Origin of the sequence: Thioalkalivibrio sp. XN279, assembly GCF_011089885.1 — a bacterium.
In the GTDB taxonomy this organism is placed as follows: Bacteria; Pseudomonadota; Gammaproteobacteria; order Steroidobacterales; family XN24; genus XN24.
This window is the reverse complement of the sequence record NZ_JAANBD010000001.1, coordinates 24408-41931: the sequence shown is the minus strand read 5'-3', so window position 1 is coordinate 41931 and position 17524 is coordinate 24408. Positions and strand designations below refer to the sequence as shown.

General features: G+C 68.8%; 20 protein-coding genes. 13 read left to right on the top strand and 7 right to left on the bottom strand.

Annotation, left to right across the window (positions count from 1 at the left end; all coding sequences use genetic code 11):
* From G8346_RS00240 to flgA, 7 genes are all read right to left on the bottom strand, one after another.
* A partial coding sequence (locus G8346_RS00240; RefSeq protein ID WP_240901204.1) for a chemotaxis protein CheW occupies positions 1–134 on the bottom strand: 134 nt, incomplete at its 3' end.
* Positions 135–160: 26 nt separating this feature from the next.
* Complete coding sequence (locus tag G8346_RS00235) at positions 161–2158, bottom strand: chemotaxis protein CheA (RefSeq protein ID WP_166047027.1); 1998 nt, start codon at positions 2156–2158, stop codon at positions 161–163.
* Between the two features lie 3 nt (positions 2159–2161).
* Positions 2162–2524 carry a response regulator gene (locus G8346_RS00230; protein WP_166047025.1) on the bottom strand — a complete coding sequence of 121 codons (363 nt, stop codon included), beginning with the start codon at positions 2522–2524 and terminating at the stop codon, positions 2162–2164.
* The gene (locus tag G8346_RS00225; protein ID WP_166047023.1) at positions 2502–2843 is read right to left on the bottom strand and encodes an STAS domain-containing protein; all 342 of its coding nucleotides are present in this window, start codon (positions 2841–2843) and stop codon (positions 2502–2504) included. Before G8346_RS00225 ends, G8346_RS00230 begins: the two co-directional genes overlap by 23 nt.
* A gap of 111 nt (positions 2844–2954) precedes the next feature.
* A complete protein-coding gene (locus tag G8346_RS00220; RefSeq protein ID WP_166047021.1) occupies positions 2955–3383 on the bottom strand; it encodes a flagellar protein FlgN in 429 nt (142 codons plus the stop codon).
* 20 nt (positions 3384–3403) lie between these two features.
* On the bottom strand, positions 3404–3712 hold the full coding sequence (gene flgM, locus G8346_RS00215) for a flagellar biosynthesis anti-sigma factor FlgM (RefSeq protein ID WP_166047019.1): 309 nt from the start codon (positions 3710–3712) through the stop codon (positions 3404–3406).
* Positions 3713–3777: 65 nt separating this feature from the next.
* Positions 3778–4518 carry a flagellar basal body P-ring formation chaperone FlgA gene (gene flgA, locus G8346_RS00210; protein WP_166047017.1) on the bottom strand — a complete coding sequence of 247 codons (741 nt, stop codon included), beginning with the start codon at positions 4516–4518 and terminating at the stop codon, positions 3778–3780.
* A gap of 161 nt (positions 4519–4679) precedes the next feature.
* Between flgA and G8346_RS00205 the strand changes: the two genes are divergently transcribed.
* The 13 genes from G8346_RS00205 (at position 4680) to G8346_RS00145 (ending at position 17468) form a co-directional block, all read left to right on the top strand.
* On the top strand, positions 4680–5594 hold the full coding sequence (locus tag G8346_RS00205; RefSeq protein ID WP_166047015.1) for a chemotaxis protein: 915 nt from the start codon (positions 4680–4682) through the stop codon (positions 5592–5594).
* A 231-nt stretch (positions 5595–5825) separates the two neighbouring features.
* The gene (flgB, locus tag G8346_RS00200; protein WP_166047013.1) at positions 5826–6227 is read left to right on the top strand and encodes a flagellar basal body rod protein FlgB; all 402 of its coding nucleotides are present in this window, start codon (positions 5826–5828) and stop codon (positions 6225–6227) included.
* 3 nt (positions 6228–6230) lie between these two features.
* Positions 6231–6662, top strand: a complete 432-nt coding sequence (gene flgC / locus G8346_RS00195) for a flagellar basal body rod protein FlgC (RefSeq protein ID WP_166047011.1) — start codon at positions 6231–6233, stop codon at positions 6660–6662.
* A gap of 2 nt (positions 6663–6664) precedes the next feature.
* Positions 6665–7333 carry a flagellar hook assembly protein FlgD gene (locus G8346_RS00190; protein WP_166047009.1) on the top strand — a complete coding sequence of 223 codons (669 nt, stop codon included), beginning with the start codon at positions 6665–6667 and terminating at the stop codon, positions 7331–7333.
* Positions 7334–7360: 27 nt separating this feature from the next.
* Positions 7361–8578: a flagellar hook protein FlgE gene (gene flgE, locus G8346_RS00185; protein ID WP_166047007.1), complete on the top strand. Its 1218-nt coding sequence runs from the start codon at positions 7361–7363 to the stop codon at positions 8576–8578.
* 14 nt (positions 8579–8592) lie between these two features.
* A complete protein-coding gene (locus G8346_RS00180) occupies positions 8593–9333 on the top strand; it encodes a flagellar basal body rod protein FlgF (RefSeq protein ID WP_166047005.1) in 741 nt (246 codons plus the stop codon).
* Positions 9334–9365: 32 nt separating this feature from the next.
* The gene (flgG, locus tag G8346_RS00175) at positions 9366–10157 is read left to right on the top strand and encodes a flagellar basal-body rod protein FlgG (RefSeq protein WP_166047003.1); all 792 of its coding nucleotides are present in this window, start codon (positions 9366–9368) and stop codon (positions 10155–10157) included.
* Between the two features lie 2 nt (positions 10158–10159).
* The gene (flgH, locus tag G8346_RS00170) at positions 10160–10861 is read left to right on the top strand and encodes a flagellar basal body L-ring protein FlgH (RefSeq protein ID WP_166047001.1); all 702 of its coding nucleotides are present in this window, start codon (positions 10160–10162) and stop codon (positions 10859–10861) included.
* A gap of 16 nt (positions 10862–10877) precedes the next feature.
* The gene (locus G8346_RS00165) at positions 10878–12008 is read left to right on the top strand and encodes a flagellar basal body P-ring protein FlgI (protein ID WP_166046999.1); all 1131 of its coding nucleotides are present in this window, start codon (positions 10878–10880) and stop codon (positions 12006–12008) included.
* Between the two features lie 9 nt (positions 12009–12017).
* Positions 12018–13085 (top strand): flagellar assembly peptidoglycan hydrolase FlgJ, encoded by a 1068-nt coding sequence (gene flgJ / locus G8346_RS00160; RefSeq protein ID WP_166046997.1) that lies wholly within the window; start codon positions 12018–12020, stop codon positions 13083–13085.
* A complete protein-coding gene (gene flgK, locus G8346_RS00155) occupies positions 13085–14746 on the top strand; it encodes a flagellar hook-associated protein FlgK (protein ID WP_166046995.1) in 1662 nt (553 codons plus the stop codon). Before flgJ ends, flgK begins: the two co-directional genes overlap by 1 nt.
* A 2-nt stretch (positions 14747–14748) precedes the next feature.
* Positions 14749–15945 carry a flagellar hook-associated protein FlgL gene (gene flgL, locus G8346_RS00150; RefSeq protein WP_166046993.1) on the top strand — a complete coding sequence of 399 codons (1197 nt, stop codon included), beginning with the start codon at positions 14749–14751 and terminating at the stop codon, positions 15943–15945.
* Positions 15946–16082: 137 nt separating this feature from the next.
* Positions 16083–17468 (top strand): flagellin, encoded by a 1386-nt coding sequence (locus G8346_RS00145; protein ID WP_166046991.1) that lies wholly within the window; start codon positions 16083–16085, stop codon positions 17466–17468.
* Positions 17469–17524 lie beyond the last annotated feature (56 nt).

Genomic DNA, 17524 nt, shown 5'->3' with positions numbered 1-17524 from the left:
TTGGCGATCTTGGTGACGGAGTCGTAGCCCCTGATTTCCTGCACGTTCAGGATGTTCAGGCCGTACTCCTCCTGCCCGAGACGAAAAGTCAGGTACTCCCTGGCTTCCTCGGCAGCGCCGTTCTTGGTGTTCATTGCCTCGCTCATCGATCAGTCCTCGTTCAGTGAGTGCGGCGCAGGCGCAGCAGCATGTCGACGTCCAGGATCATGGCGACCTTGCCGTCGCCCATGATCGTGGCGCCGGATATGCCGGGCACCTTGCGGTAATTGGTTTCCAGGCTCTTGATGACGACCTGGTGCTGTGCCACCAGGTCGTCGACCAGCAAGGCCGCGCGGCCGTCGCTGGCGGCGGCGATGATGACGATGCCGTCCTCCGGCCGCGTAGCGCGTGCCTCGATGCCGAACAGTTCGTGCAGGGCGACCAGCGGCAGGTACTCACCGCGCAGGTGCACCACGCGGCCCTTGCCGCCGACGGTCGAGAGCTGCTCGCTGGTCGGCTGGATGCTCTCCAGGATGGCCGTCAGGGGCAGGATGTAGGTCTCGCTGCCCACCCGCACGGACATGCCGTCGAGAATCGCCAGGGTCAGCGGCAGCCGCAGGATGATGCGCGTGCCTGCCCCCGGCCTCGAGTCGATCTCGACGCGGCCGTTGACGGCCTCGATGTTCCGGCGCACCACGTCCATGCCGACACCGCGGCCGGAAATGTCAGTGACCTTGTCGGCGGTCGAGAACCCGGCGGCGAAGATCAGCGCCCACACCTCGCGGTCGGGCATGGCGTCACTGACCGGCAGGCCCTGGGATGCGGCCTTGGCCAGCAGTTTTTCGCGGTTCAGCCCGGCGCCGTCGTCGGCGACCTCGACCACGATATTGCCGCCCTGGTGGTAGGCCTTGAGCGAGATCTGCCCGGCCTCCGGTTTGCCGGCGGCGCGGCGCGCCTCGGTCGACTCGATGCCGTGGTCGATGGCGTTGCGCACCAGGTGCGTCAGCGGATCGGACAGCTTCTCGATCATCCCCTTGTCGAGCTCGGTCTCTTCGCCTTCCATGCGCAGCTCGACGCTCTTGCCGAGCGCGGCCGCCATGTCGCGCACGACGCGCGGGAAGCGGCTGAACACGAAGCTGATGGGCAGCATGCGGATGCCCATGACGCCTTCCTGCAGCTCGCGCGTCTGGCGCTCGAGCTGGCCGAGGCCTTCGCGCAGCTGCTCCAGGCGCGGCAGGTCGAACTCGTCGTTGGCGTTGCCGATCTGGCTCAGCATCGACTGGGTGATGACCAGTTCGCCCACCAGATTCACCAGCGAGTCGACCTTCTCCACGGCGACGCGAATGGAGCTCGCGTCGTTGCGGCGGGCGGTGTCGGCGGCGGCGCGCGCCACAGGGCCCGCGCCGTTGGCCGCGGTGGCTTCAACCTGCGCCGGTCGCTTCGCTGGCGCTGCGTTTGCCCCGGTGTCATCGCCGGGTGCGCCCGGGAGCGGGCTGAGCACCAGCTCACACTCGCCCTCGACCCACTCGAAGATCTCGCGGATGGCCTGTTCGGGCACTGCGGCGTTCAGCTCGATATCCCAGGCCAGCGCGCAGCTCTCGGCGTCCAGCTCTGCCAGTGGCGGCAGGGCTGATGCCTCGCAATGCACTTCGAGCGGGCCGAGGGGCTCCAGCGCCGCGATGATGCGCAGGGGGTCGTTGCCCCCGGCCAGCATGCCCGGGTGCGGCGCGAAGCGAATATGCCATCCGCCCGGGACCGGCGCGCCACGCGCCGCGGCGACTGGCGCCGCTGCTGCGGCATTGGCGAGCAGGCTCTCGATGACGGCCCGGGTTTCCAGCACCCGGTCGGTATCCGGATCGCTGCCGTCGCGTGCTGCTTCCAGCATCGCGCGGATGCAATCCACCGCGGCGAGCAGCGCATCGGCGGTTTCGCCGGTCATGGCCCGTTCGCCCTGGCGGATCTGGTCGAGCAGGGTCTCGGCGCCGTGGGTGAAGTCGCTGACTTCCCGGAAGCCGAAGGTGCCGGCGCCGCCCTTGATGGAGTGCGCGGCGCGGAAGATGGCGTTCACCGCTTCGGGATCGTCGTCCCGGAAGTCGATCAGGCCCGCCTCCATCAGGTCGAGGCCCTCGAAGCTTTCCTCGAGGAAGACGCCGACAAACTGGGAGACGTCGATGGCCATGATTTAACCCAGTACGCGCTGCACGGTCGCGAGCAGTTGCTCGGGGTTGAACGGCTTCACGATCCAGCCCGTTGCGCCGGCGTTCTTCCCTTCGATCTTCTTCTCGGGGGATGACTCGGTCGTCAGCAGCAGGATCGGCGTGAAGCGGAACTCGGGCATCCCGCGCAATGACTTCACCAGGGTGATGCCGTCCATCTTCGGCATGTTGACGTCGGAGATGACGAGGTCGAAGCCGTTTTGCTGCGCGGCCGGCAGGGCGGTTTGACCGTCGTCGGCTTCGCGCACCTCGTGTCCCGCGCTCTGCAGGGTGAAGCTCACCATCTGCCGCATCGACGCGGAGTCATCAACTACCAGGATTTTTGCCATTGACCTTTTCCTGCGGGTTGCGGCGGCGCTTGCCACCGCCTGACGTGGTTGCTTGGGTTGGGATACGGTCGCCGAGCCCGAGTCGCTGCAGGCCCTCGAGCAGGACCGGGGCAGGCGCCTCGAGGTCCATGCTGCGCCCGCGGCGGTCGGCCTCGTGCTGCGCCGCGAGCAGCAGCTGCAGCCCGGCGGCGTCCACGCGTTCCACGGCGGCGGCGCGCAGGCGCAACCGTCCCGTACCTTCGAGCGCCTGCAGCAGTCGCTGCTGCAAGCTCGATGCATGCTGGATGCGCAGGTCCGGGGGGAGGGTGAGCGATTTCATTCGGCCGGGTTCCGTGGGATGTGTTCCCCGGATTTATCGGCCGGCGCGCGGGATGCTTTAGCGGTTTGTCACCTGTCGCCGCGGGCGGCGGCGCAGGGCGAGCACAGCAGGCTACGCGGTCGCGAGCGTGCGCGACCCGTGCTCGTCGTCGGACGCGCCGTGGCGCCCGTAAGAAGGCATGGGCGGCGGCACGCCACGCAGCGCGGCGATCGCCTTTTCGGTCGCGCCGCGGTTTGCGGCAATGAAGCGGCCGGTGACCTGGTTCAGTTCCCGGCAGCGCTCGAAGCTGTGCTCGATACGCTCGCGCAGCACGCGAGGCGCCTCGGGCAACGCCACCAGGCAGGGCGCCGAGCGCTTGAGGTCTTCCAGCAGGGCGCGCTTGCGTTCTGCCACAGCCAGCAACGCCTCTGTATCCCGCTCGGTGAACGCCTGCTGCTCACCGAGCAGCGTGGCCACCAGGGCATCGAGGATCTCCGCACAGTTGCTGAGTGCGTTGATCGTGCTGGTCATGGCGACATGGCCCGCCGGTTGCTCTTGCATGGCAGTCAGTCCCGCCTGTCTCAGGCGTCGTGTTCGAACTTCAACAGCGCCGTGGCGATGGCCTCGGCATTGACCTGGTAATCGCCCGACTCGATCTCCGCCCGCAGCCGGGCGACCTTGGCCTCGTCCACCGGCGTGTCGCGACCCACCTCGGCAGCGAGGGAGGAAAGCTTCCGGGCCGTCTCCGTGAGGGTGACTTTTTCCTCGACGGCCGGCGGCCGACCCCCGGCATCCTGTGCCTGGGCGTTGTTCTTGCCTGGCGGTCCCATGCCCACCACGCCGCTACGACGCGGTTCGCCTGAGATCAGGCTCTTGATTTCATTACTCATTTTCTGGCCCCGAAACGCAAATAAGCCCTTCTGCAGGGAGGTTGTCGGCGTTGCGGGCAGAAACTTTAGGGCTGGTTCACATTTTTGCCTATCCCCGGCAGGCCCACGACCACCCGTTGTGGGCCGCTCACGGTGCCCTGGACGACCCGCCGGGTCGCCAGGTTGCGCACGCGCACGGTCTCGCCAAGGGCGCCGTCGGCCAGCGCTTCGCCCTCGACCTGGACCGCGATGCCCCCGCCTCCCGCCTGGAGCGCCACGCGCTCGCCTCGCGCCACCAGCTTCGGCGCAGCGGCCATGCCGGGCAACAGCACGGTGCGCGCCTGCAGCGGCCGACGCAGCGTCTGGCCGACCAGCGCCTCTGCGTCCGCGAGGTACCCGGCGGGCAAGGTGCTCAGGTCGCGCCGTTCCATCACGAGGTCGCCACGGGCCAGCGCCGCCCCGCGCGGCAGGGACACGGCGGTGACCACGACGGGCTTTTGCACCGAGATCCGCCCGGGCACGAACACCGACCATGCGGGCCGGGCGCAGCGCACGCCGACGGCGACTGCGCCGATGGCACGCGTGCCAGGCGGCAACACCGTGCTGAGTGCCGTGGCGCAGGCCGGCAGGCGCAGTCGCGCGTCGAGCCGATTGATCCGGACCTCCGTCTCGGTCGCGGGGTCAGACCCCCATCGCCGCGCCGCCTCCGCCTCCAGCCGGGCCTGCGCGGCAGCGGCGATGGATTCGAGAGGCTGGGTTGCCGGGGCAGCGCTCGCAGTCGGGGCCGTGACTGCGAGCGCGCCCGGCAACCCGAGCAAGCAAGCCATTAATAAGAGGAGTCTGTGCTGCATCGCTGGACCGTCACCAAAAACCGTCACTAAACCGTCGTTACCGCGGGTAGACATGCACGGTGCGTGCCAACTCGCGACAGGCTCAAGTAACCGGGCAGCCGGCCGATCAGTTGTAGCGGGTGCCAGAGGATCAACGCATGACACGCTCCAACGCTCGCGCGCAGGTCGAAACCAGCTCTCAGCCTCTTGAGCTGTTGTTGTTCAGGCTCGCCGACGAGCAGCTCTACGGCATCAACGTGCACAAGGTGACCGAGGTGGTGTACTGCCCGCCCTTGCGCCGGATGCCTGGCGCCCATGAGGTCGTCGCCGGCATCGCGTCGCTGCGGGGCCGCGCCGTGCCGGTGATCGACCTCGCCCATGCCATCGGCCAGGCGCCGGCGGTGCCGACGCCCTACCGGCTGGTGATCCTGACCGAGTTCAGTCGCTCCCTGCAGGGCTTGCTGGTGTCCCGCGTCGACCGGATCGTCTCGACCCGGTGGGAGTCCGTACGGCCGCCGCCGAGCAAGGGCGGGGCCGGGTTCGTCACCGCCATCACCAGCGTCGCAGAAGAGATGGTCGAGATCCTCGACGTCGAGCGCGTGCTGGCCATGGTCGCCAAGTCCGAGCAGTCAGTATCCAGCGCCTTGTCGACAGAGGCGCGGCAGGTTCTTGCCGCCGGGCTGCCGCCGGTGCTGGTGGCAGACGACTCCTCGGTCGCCCGGGGCCAGGTGCAGCGCGCGTTGCGCGCCCTGGGGCTGGATTGCGTGCTGAAGAACAATGGCGCCGAGGCGCTCGAACAGCTGCGCACCTGGGCCGAGCTCGGCCCCCTCCAGGAGCGCGTCAGCATGCTGATCTCGGACATCGAGATGCCGCAGATGGACGGCTATACGCTGGTCTCGCGCGTGCGCGAGGACAGCCGGATGAGCGGCCTGCACATCCTGTTGCACTCTTCCCTCAGCGGCCGCTCCAACGATGATCGCGCGCGCAACTCCGGCGCCGATCGCTTCCTTGCCAAGTTCCAGCCCGACGAGCTGGCCTCTGCCGTCGTCGAGCAGCTCGCCTGCCGCCGCTGAATTCACCGGGCGGCAACTTCTTGCCGCTCGCCCGGCAAGGGCGCGCCGCACGCAGGGCGCAGTACGGCCGCTGACGTCCATCCCCCGCGTCAAAAAATCGTCGAGCATCGGGCCCGCGCCCGCGGCGGCGAAAAATACCTTTTGCTTGCAGTGACTTAGTTCCGTTGGCACGGGCCTTGCTTTGTGTTTCCCGAGTCCGTCCGCGTGGACGGCCAGCACGGGAAGGTAGCAATGAGTTCCATCACAGACCGCGCCCTCGGCATTCACCCCCAGGCGCTTGCCGTCGCCGCAAAGCGCGTCGAGTTGCTCGCGGCGAACATCGCCAATGCGGACACGCCCAACTTCAAGGCGCGCGATATCGATTTCCGCGCCGCGCTGGCGCAGGCGTCCGGGCAACAGGGCATGGCCCTCGCCACGACGCGACAGGGGCATATCTCCACCGGCTCCGGCCAGCCCGGCGGTCCCGCCGAAATGATGTACCGCGTGCCCAACCACGCGGCGCTGGACGGCAACACCGTGGACAGCCAGCTCGAGCACGCTGCCTTCGCCGAGAACGCCGTGCGCTACCAGGCGTCGCTGGATTTCATCAACAGCCGCATCAACGGGCTGCGCAAGGCCCTCAAGGGAGAGTAAGCCATGAACCTCGGCAAGATTTTCCACATCTCCGGCTCGGCGCTCAGCGCCCAGTCCACGCGGCTCAACACCATCGCCAGCAACCTCGCCAACGCCGACACGGCGGCGAGCACGCCGGAGGCGGTGTACCGCGCCCGGCACCCGGTGTTCGCGGCGACGCTGGAGCAGGCCACCGCAGGCGCCGGGCCGCAGGCCCAGTCGGCGCCCGGCGTACGCGTGACCGGGATCGTCGAGAGCCAGGCGCCGCCGGTCGCGCGCCACGACCCCGGCAACCCGCTCGCCGACGAGAACGGCTACGTCTACCTCCCGGCCATCAACACCGTCGAGCAGATGGCCGACATGATTTCCGCCTCGCGCAGCTACTCCAGCAGCGTCGAGGTGTTGTCCACCACCAGGGACCTGATGCTGCGCACGCTGCAGCTCGGCAGGGGTTGAACATGAGCACGATCGACACGAATACCCTCGAACAGGCCGGCCTGCTGCGCCAGCCGAAGGCCGAGCCGAAGCAGGGCCAGCTCGGCCAGGAACAGTTCCTCGAGCTGATGGTCACGCAGCTGCGCAACCAGGATCCGTTCAAGCCGCTCGAAAGCGGCGAGTTCCTCGGCCAGCTGGCGCAGTTCGGCACCGTGTCCGGCATCGAGGACATGCAACAATCCTTGAAGGAGCTGGCCGGCTCGCTGACCTCGAACCAGGCGCTGCAGGCGGCCTCCCTCGTCGGCCGCCAGGTCTACGTGCCGGCCCAGGAGGCCTGGCTGCCTCCCGCGGGCACGGTCACCGGCGCGGTCGACAACCCGGAAGGCGCGCGGGACGTGGTGGTGGGCGTGTATGACTTCGCCGGCCGCCTGGTGACCACCGTGGCGGCCGCGGGCAGCGGCCCGCAAGCGAATTTCCACTGGGACGGCACCGACGCCCAGGGCGAGCCTGCCGCGCCGGGCTTCTACCAGTTGCGTGCGGTCGGGCGCCAGGGCGACACCTCGCTGTCGCTGGACACGCTGGTCCGCGGCGGCGTGGAGAGCGTCAGCATCGACCGCTACACGGGCGGGCTGTCACTGACGGTGACGGGCCTCGGCGAGGTCGACCTCGGCAAAGTGCGCCAGATCGGTTAACGACCCCTATTCCAGGAGTACAGGAACATGCCTTTCAGAACTGCCTTGAGTGGCTTGAACGCGGCCTCGGCCGACCTCCGGGTGACCGGCAACAACATCGCGAATGCCAGCACCACGGGCTTCAAGCAGTCGCGCGCGGAATTCGCCGACGTGTTCGCGAACTCCTTCAGCGGGATCGCCAGCAATGCCATCGGCACCGGCGTGCGCCTTTCCTCCGTCGCCCAGCAGTTCGGCCAGGGCAACATCGACTTCACCGGCAACAACCTCGACCTGGCGCTGAACGGCCAGGGCTTCTTCGTGCTGAGCGAAGGCGGCTCGCGTGTGTACAGTCGCGACGGCGCCTTCAAGGTCGATCGCGACGGCTTCGTGGTCAATTCCTCCGGCCAGCGGCTGCAGGCCTACCCGCCGGGTAACGCCGACGGCAGCATCTTCAGCACCGGCGTGCTGGGCGACCTGGTGCTGGACGGCAGCGAGGCTGCACCCCAGGCCACCTCGCTGGTGTCCGCCACGCTGAACCTGCGCGCCGACGCGACAGACCTGAGCGGCGTCGCCTTCGATCCGGCGGATCCGGAGACCTTCAGCTACACGACCTCGCTCACGACCTACGATTCGCTCGGCCAGTCGCACACCGCCACGCTGTATTTCCGCAATACCGGCGCGCTGACCTGGGAAGCTCGCGTGGCCGTGGACGGCAACGTGCTGCCCGACACCCAGCCGATGACCTTCAACTCCGACGGCACCCTCGCCAGTCCCGCCGCCCCGGTCGGCTTCGGCACGTTCGACCCGGGCAACGGCGCCACGCCGCTCGATATCGAGTTCGATTTCACCTCGGCCTCGCAGTTCGGCAGCGTGAGCAACGTCACGGCGCTGACGCAGGACGGCTTCAGCACCGGACGCCTGTCGAGCGTCGACATCGACACCTCGGGCGTGGTGCTGGCGCGCTTCACCAACGGCCAGTCGCGTGCCCTGGGCCAGCTGGCGCTGGCGAACTTCCCCAACCCGCAGGGCCTGCAGCAGCTGGGCAACAACGCCTGGGGCGACAGCTTCGCCGCCGGCGAGGTGGTGCTCGGCGCGGGCGGCGCCGGCAGCTTCGGCCAGGTGCAGTCGGGCGGCCTCGAGGGCTCCAACGTGGATCTCTCCGAGCAGCTGGTCGGCCTGATCACGGCGCAGCGGAACTTCCAGGCGAACGCCCAGGTGATCAGCACCGCCGACGCCATCACCCAGACCATCATCAACCTGCGTTGATGAGGACGCGCTGAATGGACCGCATGATCTACCTGGCGATGACCGGCGCGCGCGAGACGATGCTCGCGCAGGCCGGCGTCAGCCACAACCTGGCCAACGCCAGCACCACGGGCTTCAAGGCCAGCCTGCAGCACGCCCAGACCCAGGGCGTCGAGGGGCCCGGGCTGCCGGCGCGCGCCTACGCCATGGGGCTGGACCGGCTCGCCGACCTCACCCCGGGCGCACTGCAGAGCACCGGGCACGATCTCGACGTGGCGGTGGACGGGCCGGGCTGGATTGCGGTGCAGGCGCCCGACGGGCTGGAAGCTTACACGCGCGCCGGAGACCTGCGCGTGGATGCCCTGGGCCGGCTCACCAACGGCGCCGGCCACCCGGTGATGGGCGAGGGCGGCCCGATCGCGCTGCCGCCCTTCGAGAAAGTGGAAATCGGCGCCGACGGCACCGTGACACTGCAGCCGCTCGGCCAGCCTGCGAATGCGCTGGCGGTGGTGGAGCGCATCCGCCTCGTGAACCCCGACCCCGCCGGCATGCAGCGCGGCGAGGACGGACTGATGCGGCTCGAGGGCGGCGTGCCGGCTCCGGCCGACGCCGCGGTGCGGCTGCGCACCGGGATGCTGGAGGCCAGCAACGTGAACACCGTCGCGGCGCTGGTGGACATGATCCAGCTGTCGCGGCAGTTCGAGCTGCAAGTGAAGATGATGAGCGCAGCAGAGGACGCGGACCGCGCCTCGGCTGAGCTGCTGCGGATGCGCTAGGCGCGCCGCCCGAATTAACCAGGAGACAGGCAGTGAACAAGGCCCTGTGGATCGCCAAGACCGGACTGGACGCGCAGCAGACGCGCATGTCCGTGATCTCGAACAACCTCGCCAACGTCAACACGACCGGCTTCAAGAAAGGCCGCGCCGTGTTCGAGGACCTCATCTACCAGAACGTGCGCCAGGCCGGCGCGCAGTCCTCGCAGGACACCCAGCTGCCCTCCGGGCTGATGCTGGGCACCGGCGTGCGCACGGTGGCGACGGAAAAGACCTTCACCCAGGGCAACCTGGTGCAGACCGACAATGCGCTCGATCTCGCCATCAACGGCCGCGGCTTCCTGCAGATCCTGATGCCGGACGGCACCGTCGGCTACACCCGCGACGGCTCGATGAAGCTGGACAGCGAGGGGCGCATGGTGACGGCCGGGGGTTACGAGCTGCAGCCGGGCATCGTGTTGCCGCAGAACACCCAGAGCATCTCCATCAGCAGCGACGGCATCGTCACCGCCACGGTGCCGGGCAGCGTGGCGCCGGTCCAGGTCGGCACCCTGCAGCTGGCCGACTTCATCAACCCGGCCGGCCTCCAGCCCGCCGGCGAGAACCTGTTCCTCGAGACCGCGGCCAGCGGCTCCCCCCAGGTCGGCAACCCGGGCCTGAACGGCCTCGGCAGCCTGCTGCAGGGGTCGCTGGAAGGCTCCAACGTGAACACCGTCGAGGAGCTGGTGAACATGATCGAGACGCAGCGTGCTTATGAGATCAACTCCAAGGCAATCTCCGCGGCCGACCAGATGCTGCAGTACGCCAACAACCAGCTCGGTCGCTGATCATGAGCAAGCTCAACGATACTTCGATTGTCCTCGCCGCACTGCTCGCCTTGACCGCACTGCTCGCCGGCTGCGCTTCGCCGCCGCCGGTGCTGCGCGGCGACGACGCGGCCTACGCCGTGACCGAGTCACCGCAGCCGGTGGCGCCGGAAGCCAACCATGGCGCCATCTTCCAGGCGGCCAACGCCACGGCGTTGTTCGAGGACTTCAAGGCGCGGCGCGTGGGAGACATCCTCACCGTGGTGCTGGCCGAGCGCACCAACGCGCGCAAGTCGGCCAACGCCGCCACGTCCAAGGACAGCAGCGTGTCGCTGACGGACCCCGTGCTCGGCGGGCTGCCGGTGACCCGCAACGGCGTGCCGGTCCTCAACACCGAAGTCGACATGAATCGCAGCTTCGACGGCCAGGGTGACGCCGCACAGAGCAACCAGCTCGACGGCTCGATCACCGTCACCGTCGCCGCCGTGCTACCCAACGGCAACCTGGTGGTGCAGGGCGAGAAGTGGGTGAAGATCAACCAGGGCCAGGAATACATCCGCCTGCGCGGCATCGTGCGCCCGGTCGACATCGGCCCCGAGAACTCCATCCTCTCGACCCAGGTGGCAGACGCCCAGGTGGCGTACGGCGGCACCGGCGCGGTCGCCCAGAGCAATTCCCCGGGCTGGCTGACGCGCTTCTTCAACAGTCCGGTCTGGCCTTTCTGAGCCGCGGGAGCACGACATGAAGATCTCGAACGCGATCCCGGCCCTGGCGCTTGCCCTGCTCACGGTGCTCACCGCGTTGCCCGCGCCGCTGCAGGCCGAGGAACGCATCAAGGACCTGGCCGTAGTGGCCGGGGTGCGCAGCAACCAGCTGGTCGGCTACGGCCTGGTGGTGGGACTCAGCGGCACCGGCGACCAGACCACCCAGGCGCCGTTCACGGCCCAGAGCATGCGCAACATGCTGGGCCAGCTCGGCGTCACCATTCCGTCCAACGTCAACCTGCAGCTGAACAACGTGGCGGCCGTGGCGATCCACGCCGAGCTGCCGCCCTTCGCCAAGCTCGGCCAGGTCATCGACATCACCGTCTCTTCCATCGGCAACGCCAAGAGCCTGCGCGGCGGCAGCCTGCTGATGGCGCCGCTGAAGGGCGCCGACGGGCAGATCTACGCCATCGCGCAGGGCAACCTGGTGGTTGGCGGTTTCGGCGCCGAGGGGCGTGACGGCTCGCGCATCTCGGTCAACGTGCCGAGCGCCGGCCGCATCCCCGGCGGCGCCACGGTGGAGCGCATGGTGCCCTCCGGCTTCAACGCCGGCGACAGCGTGGTGCTCAACCTGCGCAGCCCGGACTTCACCACCGCGCACCGTCTTGCCGAGGCCGTGAACAAGGCCGTCGGCGACGAGCTCGCCAAGGCCATGGATGGGACCTCCGTCAGCGTGCGCGCACCGCTCGACCCGGCACAGCGGGTCGGTTTCATGGCGTGGCTGGAGAACATCACGGTACAGCCGGGCGAGCCGCCGGCGCGGGTGATCGTCAACTCGCGCACCGGCACCATCGTCATGGGCGGCCAGGTGAAAGTGCTGGCGGCGGCGGTCGCGCACGGCGGGCTGACGGTGACCGTGGCCGAGAGCTACGCGGTATCGCAGCCCGAGCCCTTCTCGCGCGGCGGCGAGACCGTGGTGGTGCCGGAGAGCGACATCACCGTGGTGCAGGAAGGTGACAACCGTATGTTCCCCTTCGGCCCGGGCGCCACGCTGGAAGAAATCGTGCGCGCGGTGAACCAGGTCGGCGCGGCGCCGGGCGATCTCATCGCCATCCTCGAAGCGCTGCACCAGTCCGGCGCGCTGCGCGCCGAGCTGATCATCATCTAGGCGCCCCGCATGAGCTTCCCCGACGCTCCTCACCTGTCCGGCCCCGTCGGCTCGGGCGACCTGTCAGGGTTGCGGCGTGCCGCGCGGGCGGGGGACGCGGATGCGGCGAAGGCGGCGGCGCAGCAGTTCGAGGCGCTGTTCGTGCAGATGATGGTGAAGCAGATGCGCGAGGCCATGCCCACCGAGGGCGGGCTGTTCGGCGGCGAGGGCATGAAGCTCTACGAGGGCCTGCACGACCAGCAGCTGTCGCTGTCCATGGCGCAGCGCGGCGGCATCGGCCTGGCGGCCGCGATCGAGCGCCAGCTGCTGCAGGGCGGCGCGCCGACGTCACCCATGCCTGGGCCGCGCCCCTTGAATTTCCCCACCCACCGCCTGCCGGCCCGACCGCAGGCGCTGGTGGATATGACCCCGGCCGGTCCGGCTGCTGCGGCTGGCTCGACCGGGCCGTCCGCTGCGGCGGCCGCAGGCGCCGCGGACGCTCCGGGCCCTGTCGCGCGACGCGACGATATCGCGCCCGCAGAGTTCGTGCGGCGCCTGTGGCCGCACGCCCAGCGCGCCGCCGCGCGCCTCGGCATCGCGCCCGAGGTGCTGGTGGCCCAGTCGGCGCTGGAAACCGGCTGGGGCCGGCACATGATCCGACATGCCGACGGCCGCAGCTCGCACAACCTGTTCGGCATCAAGGCCAGCGGCAACTGGCAGGGCGAGCGGGTCGGCGTACCGACGCTGGAATACCGCGACGGCGTCGCCCGCCGCGAGCATGCCGCGTTTCGCGGCTATCGAGACGAGGCCGCGAGCTTCGCCGACTACGCCCGGCTGATCGGCAGCGAGCCGCGTTACCAGAAGGCGCTGGCCTCCGGCGGCGACCCCGCCGTGTACCTGCGCGGGCTGCAGGAAGCCGGTTACGCCACCGACCCGGCCTATGCCGACAAGATCCTGGCGATCCTGGAGCGCGGCCTGCCCGGCCTGCCGTCCAGCCCCGCATTCAACTCTGCCGCCACGCGGCCGACAACCATGGAAACGGGCCGTCCCGGGATGGCCTACGTCCGGCCGCAGGCGGCCGGTGAGGAGAGCACCTGATGAGTTCCGGCATTTTCGGCATCGGGTCGTCCGCATTGCAGGCTTACCAGCAGGCGTTGACGGTCACCGGCCACAACATCGCCAACGCGGCCAACGAGGACTACAGTCGCCAGCGTGTCGAGCTCGAGGTGCGCAACCCGCAGTTCCTCGGCGGCAACTACATCGGCCAGGGCGTGGATGTCGCCGACATCCGCCGTATCGCAGACCAGTTCGTCCAGACCCAGCTGCTCAACAATACCGCGGGCGCCGGGCGCCAAGCCGTGTATTACGAGTACGCCGAGCGCATCGACAACCTGCTGGCCGACCCGGAAGCGGGCCTGTCGCCGGCGCTGCAGAAGTTCTTCGCCGCCGTGGAAGACGTCGCGAACGACCCGACGTCCACCGCAGCGCGCCAGGTGCTGTTGAGCGAGGGCCAGTCGCTGGCCGACCGCTTCGCCTACCTGCAGCGCAGCGTCGAAGACCAGCGCCAGCTCGTCGAAGGCCAAATCGGCAGCACCGTGGAAGAGATCAACGGGCTGGCCGACGGCATCGCGCTGTTGAACCGCCAGATCGCCGAGGGTATCGGCCAGAGCGGCGGCCGTCCGCCGAGCGACCTGCTCGACCAGCGCGATGCCATGCTCGGCCGTCTCGCGGAGCTGGTCGCAGTGCAGACGCTGGAGCAGGACGACGGCTCGGTAAACGTGCTCATCGGCAACGGCCAGAGCCTGGTCGTCGGCTCCGAGTCCACCACTCTGAGCGCCCAGGCCCTGGGCGGCGACCCGGCCCGCATGGAAATCGCGGTGCTGAGCCACAACTCCGCCGTGCGTGTCACGGATCTCCTGACCGGCGGCCGCCTCGGGGGGCTGCTCGACGTGCGCCGCGAGGTGCTCGACCCGGCGCAGAACACGCTCGGCCGCACTGCGGTCGGGATGGCGCTCGCCTTCAACGACATCCACGCCCAGGGTGTCGACCTGGACGGCGTGGCCGGCGGCGAGTTTTTCCGCCTGCCGGCGCCGGAGATTTTCGGCGCGACCGGCAACGCCGGCAGCGGCGCGCCGGTGCTGGCTTACACCGACGCCTCCGCGCTCACCACTTCTGATTACCGGCTGAGCTTCACCGGCACCGCCTGGCAGCTGACCCGCGCAGGCTCCTCGACCCCGGTCGCCACCGCCGCCCCGGGGGGGATCTTGAGCGCCGACGGCTTCGAGCTGGACCTTTCCGGCATCAGCGGCGCCGCTGCGGGTGATCGCTACGACTTGCGGCCCACGCGTGCCGCGGCCGGCGGCCTCGCCGTGGCCCTCACCGATCCGCGCAGCATTGCTGCCGCGCTGCCGCCCGACGTGGCCGGCCAGGGCGTGGCCGGCGACAACCGCAACGCCCTGGCGCTTGCCGGGCTGGCGCAGGAACGCGTCCTGAACGGCGGCACCACGAGTATTTCCGCCTCCTACGGCGAGATGGTGGCCGACATCGGCGTGAAGACGCGCCAGGCCAAGCTCTCCGCCGAGGCGCAGGGCCGCATGCTCGACGCCTCGCGCGCGCAGCGCGAGTCCACCTCCGGCGTGAACCTCGACGAGGAGGCGGCCAACCTGCTGCGCTACCAGCAGGCCTACCAGGCCGCGGCCCAGGTCGTGGCGGTGGCCGGCACCCTGTTCGACACCCTGCTGATGGCCGTGAGGAGATAGCCATGCGCATCTCGACTTCGCAGATCCACAACGCCGGCCTGGACTCCATCCAGCGCCAGCAGGTCGAGATGAGCCGCGCGCAGACGCAGCTCGCCAGCGGCAAGCGCATCCTGTCGCCCGCCGACGACCCCGGCGGCGCGGTGCAGTCGCTGCAGTTCCGCGAGGCCATCGCGCGTCTCGACCAGTTCGCCCGCAACGGCGGCATGGCGGAGGCGCGGCTGAACCACGAGGAAGTGGTGCTGGCACAGGTCATGGACGGGATGCAGCGCGTGCGCGAGCTGGCCATCCAGGGCAACAATGCCACCCAGACCCCCGAAACCCGTCGGGCCATTGCCGGTGAGGTGCGCCAACAGCTCGAGGCGCTGTATGAGCTGGCGAACACGCGCGACGCCAACGGCGAGTACCTGTTCGCGGGCTTCGATTCCCTCGACCGGCCGTTCAGCATGGGCGCCGGCGGCGTGAGCTACTCCGGCAGCGACCAGGCGCGCGAGATCGCCATCAGCGAGGAGCGCCGTGTGCGACTCGGCGACGCTGGCGACGCCGTGTTCATGAACATCCCCGAGGGCAACGGCCGCTTCGTGGTCACCGAGGCCGCGGCCAACACCGGCAGCGGCGTGGTGCAGGAAACGACCGTGCGCACAGAGGGCGCCTGGGACGGCGGGACGCGCACGCTGCGCTTCACCGCGCCCGGGACCTGGGAGGCGGTCGATGCCGACGGCTCGGTGGCCGCCACCGGGACGCATGCGCCCGGCGAGACGCTGGTTGTAGACGGGCTGGCGATCCGGCTGGACGGCACGCCCGCTGCGGGTGACACCTTCGAGCTGCGTCCCGCGGGCGGGCGCGACATGTTCGGCATCTACGCCGACCTGGCGACCGCGCTCGAGAGCGGCGCCACGACACCGGCAGAGCGCGCGCAGCTCAACGGCGCCATCGGCCGCACGCTGGCCGACCTCGACCAGGCGGGCGAGCAGGTCTCTTCCATACGTTCGACGGTGGGCTCGAGGCTGAACGCCATCGACGGCCAGGCCGAGATGCGCGGCATCGAGACCCTCGCGTTGCAGGAGACGCTCTCCGAGATCGAGGACCTCGACTACGCCGAGGCCATCTCGCGCTTCAACCTGCGCATGGTGGGCCTGCAGGCCGCGCAGCAATCCTATTCGATGCTCGCGCGCTTCTCGCTGTTCGACTACATGCGTTAGCTCAAAAAACGCTCAAGTCCCGCCAGCGCGAGCCGATAACACCCCTGACGCGGCGCAGTCACGCCGCCCGGAAGCCCCGCCCAGGCGGCGGCCGACTGAAGCTGAAGAGTCATTTTTCTTTCTTAAGGAGTACTAACGTGGCACAGGTCATCAACACCAATATCCTGTCGCTGAACGCGCAGCGTAACCTCAACAGCACGAGCAGCGCCCTGCAGACTTCCCTGCAGCGCCTGTCCTCGGGTCTGCGCATCAACAGCGCCAAGGACGACGCGGCGGGGCTCGCGATTTCCGAGCGGTTCTCGACGCAGATTCGCGGCCTCAACCAGGCCGTCCGCAATGCCAACGACGGCATTTCCCTTGCCCAGACCGCCGAAGGCGCGCTGGCCGAGGTTTCCAACAACCTGCAGCGTATCCGCGAACTGGCTGTGCAGTCGCGCAATGCGACCAACAGCGCCTCCGACCGCGCCGCCCTGGACGCCGAAGTCCAGCAGCGTCTCGGTGAAATCCAGCGCGTCGCCAGCCAGACCGAGTTCAACGGACTGAAGCTTCTCGATGGCAGCTTCAAGCAGCAGGTCTTCCAGGTCGGCGCCAACCAGGGCCAGACAATCAGCGTCTCGTCGATTTCGTCGGCGACCGCGCAGGATCTGGGCCTCAACGGCGGCACCCTGCGCGACTACACGTCTACCGGAGGAGCGATGACCGGTACGACCAGTGACACTGACCTGTCGTTCACTGTGAATGGCAGCAACTTTGCCGTGTCGGGTGCAAGTAGCGCGGTTGAATTGGCAAACAACATCAACGCGTCAGGTGCCGGAATCGCTGCGACGGCGACGAGCGCTTCGGTGAGCGGTACAGTCGTACAAGACGGGACGGTCACGAACATGACCGTTAACGGCATCGCAGTAGCGGAGACCGCCATCACCGGCGACGTGGCTGTCGGTGCTGGCAACCTGAGGGACGCCATCAACACGGCGCTTAGGAACGCGGGCGTTACTAACATTACTGCGACCGCCGATGCCACGTCCGTAACTGTGACGTCGAGCGACGGCAGCAACGTGGAGATTGGTGGTAGCACAAGCGCCGCGTCTGGTTTTTCCGATGCCATTACCCGAGGCGGGGTTTCGCTCTCGTCTACGGGTGCTTACACGATTGCGGGTGATGATTCCGCTAAGGCTGGCCTGACCGATGGAGCGGCTGCCGGATCCGATACGGCCTACAGCAAGATCAATGTTACTACCGCGGCCCAGGCCGACGTCGTTCTGCGCGTTGTTGACGGTGCGTTGAACAGCGTGAACGGCTCCCGCGCCTCGCTCGGTGCCGTGCAGAACCGCTTCGAGTCTGTGATCGCCAACCTGTCGACGGTGTCCGAGAACCTGACGTCCTCGCGCTCGCGCATCCTGGACGCCGACTTCGCCGCCGAGACGGCTGCCCTCACCCGGGCGCAGATCCTGCAGCAGGCCGGTATCTCGGTGCTGTCGCAGGCGAATGCGGCACCGCAGAGCGTGCTCTCCCTGCTCCGCTAGGAGTCGGCACGCAACCGGGCCCTGATCCCCTCGGGGTGAAAGGGACCAGGCGGCCG